Genomic DNA, 2621 nt, shown 5'->3' with positions numbered 1-2621 from the left:
TGCCGCCCGGCGTGCCGGTAGTCGATGGTGAAGGTCCGCGCGCCCGAGGCCTGCACCCGGGCGGCGAAGCCGATCACTTCCGTGTCGAAGATCTGATAGCTGACGCCGGGCTTCGGCTCCGCCTCACGCAGGGTTTTCTCATTCAGTTTCAGTCTCTTGACCATCCATCCCGTCTCCTTGCCCGACGACACAGGCGTAGACCCGCGCCACTATCAAGTCGGACCACGGGGCCGGGACCGGAATACAGGCAGAAGGTGGAACTGGGGTGGGGAGGGGCGTTCCGGACAAGGGGATCAATGGGTTAGACGGTCGCGCCCTCGATCTCAGGAGTGGCTGGAACAGCCGACCGGTGTCGAATTTTTATCGACGTTCGCCTCATTCCGCGTCATCACTTGTAGAGGGTTACGGTTCAGGAGTTTTGAAAGCATAATGTTGGAGAATCTACGCGTAAGTGACATCGTCGTTCATGAAGTCTTCCAGAGGGGACAGGATCGCCGGATCCTACAGCCCGACTTTGGCACGCGCTTAGAGAATCTATCTGCCGAGGCGATGACCGCCTTTCGCCTTCGGGTTACCGACGCCTTGTCGGCAAAGTCCAAAGCGATAGAGATGCGGATAGTAAGAGCCGGAGCAGGATCGTTCCATGGTGATGCGGAGACGCTCGTGGCCTGCGCCACGCCTGAGGACTTCTTGGCAGAATCCAAAAGGATACCTACACGTCTTTCAGAAGCGCAAACATCCCAACAGATCCCTGGCGGGATCGTCATTGTGTTCCGAGGGGTGACCGGAAGCCAGAATCTACCTTTTGTCGGAGCAATCAAAGCCGAGGTACAGGCCGGGTTCCGTCGTCGGCGGGATGGTGCAGCTATCATCACAGAGTTCGTGAACGACCTCTTTTTGACGCAGGCAACTCGTCTATACAAGATCGGTTTTATGGTTGCACCAGCTGTCCGCCAGGCCGATGCTTCAGGTTGGCGGGCTATCGTTTTTGACCACAAGATCGTCCCAAGCAATCGCGAAGCTGCGGCGATATATTTTTACGAATCCTTCCTTGGCTGTGGTTTTATGGAAGATAGCGCCTACGAGACGGCTAGATTCTTTAACCTGACTCAAGACTTTGCCAAGAGCAGAATTACAGATCGAGCGACGCGGCATGCTGTGCAAGATTCTTTGTACACCTACGTAAAGAACGATCAAGCGCCCACCTTCACGGTGGAAGAGTTCGCGGATCGACATGTGCCGCTGGAAATCAGAGACAACTATCGCGGCTTCATGGTCAGCAAGCAGTTTCCAGAACGGGCTATTCGAAGGGATACCGCCGAGCTCACTACTCGCCTCCGCCGCCGTAAGTTCAAATATGGGACCGATATAGAGTTTTCCGCGTCACCTGAAGCTATTGCTGATGGAAGAGTGACCATCGACACTTTGCCACCAGAAGACGGCTCAGCTGGAGCAGAAAAAACAGTGATCACGATTAGCGAGCCATTCGTCAGAGAGATATGACGAGCAGGGAACAAGACTTTATGGATCTCTGGCAGGCTGCAAAGCCTGCCTACCGCCGCTGGGGAGATTTGGTTCTCCAGCGGCTGCATCAACTTATTGCGTCACGCGTCCCGGCGTCCCAAGCAGGGCATTTTTCGCGCATCCCTACACAGCCACGTTTGAAGGACGATCAGTCCCTTCTCCAAAAGGCATTCTTTCGACCTGAGAAAAACTATCTCGATCCTTTCAATGACATAGAAGATAAGGTCGGTGTCAGGCTGGTTCTCCTCCTTGACGAAGATGTGCGGATGATGGCGCAGGCCATTGAAACTGAGACTGAGTTTTGGACCGCAGTTCGTGCGAGAGATCACGAGGCCGAGCGAGAGCTTCATCCGTATGAGTTCGTCTATCAGTCTGTTCACTTCGTCGTGCGATCGAAGCTAGGACTGTTTTTTGAGGATGGTACTGAACTCCCGGAGAATATCCCCTGCGAAGTGCAAGTGCGGACGCTTTTACAGCATGCCCACAGTGAGATCACTCACGACACACTGTACAAGCCGTCGATCAAAACGACTTCAAGTATGAAGCGCGCAGCCGCCAAGAGCATGGCGTTAATCGAAGCAACGGCGGACTATTTCAGCCAACTGAATAAGCTTATCGCTGAGCAAGTCGATCCGCTGAAGAATACAGTGCGGCATCTGTCAGAACAGTACATTGATATTGTTGCTCATCACCCTGGAAATGGCAACACGCCGCTCGATGGGCTAATTCTGGACCGGTACGCTGCCGACGTTGCGCTCGAAGATCTTACCACATGGCTTTCGGACAAGCGATGGATCGGCAGCCGGATTGCTGAGCATATGGAACTGCATCCGATATTCAAACTTCCGACAATCCTCTTGGTCTACTTCAAGGTTGGTATCGAGCCGATGACTGCTTCCGTAAACTGTCCAATCCCAGATCAGGATTTGCAGCTCATATACAGCGACCTCGGCATGTCGATGTACGGTTAGGCTGTTAGTGCGCTGTGCTCTGGCTGCTATCCCGAACTGATGATCGCGCGACCTTGTCAACGTCTGGTCAACCCGCGAGCGCTGCCTTGGCAACAGTTGAAGTCGTCGAATGACGGCGACGCGCGC

At 54.2% G+C, this 2621-nt stretch carries 2 protein-coding genes and 1 pseudogene; 2 read left to right on the top strand and 1 reads right to left on the bottom strand.

Translation table 11 applies throughout. From position 1 onward, the window contains the following. Positions 1-164, bottom strand: a pseudogene (locus WMK75_RS19030) (integrase); the annotation flags it as partial. A 265-nt stretch (positions 165-429) separates the two neighbouring features. Here WMK75_RS19030 and WMK75_RS19025 point away from each other — a divergent pair. Both WMK75_RS19025 and WMK75_RS19020 read left to right on the top strand, forming a co-directional pair. Further along, a complete protein-coding gene (locus WMK75_RS19025; protein ID WP_347269140.1) occupies positions 430-1503 on the top strand; it encodes a nucleoid-associated protein in 1074 nt (357 codons plus the stop codon). Between the two features lie 20 nt (positions 1504-1523). After that, entirely contained in the window at positions 1524-2495 is a 972-nt protein-coding gene (locus WMK75_RS19020; RefSeq protein ID WP_252927011.1) for a RelA/SpoT domain-containing protein, read from the top strand. Positions 2496-2621 lie beyond the last annotated feature (126 nt).

It is taken from the genome of Paracoccus sp. (in: a-proteobacteria) (assembly GCF_039808215.1).
Taxonomy (GTDB): Bacteria; Pseudomonadota; Alphaproteobacteria; order Rhodobacterales; family Rhodobacteraceae; genus Paracoccus.
Note: the sequence above shows the minus strand (reverse complement) of the source record. Positions and strands in the feature narration are given on the sequence as shown.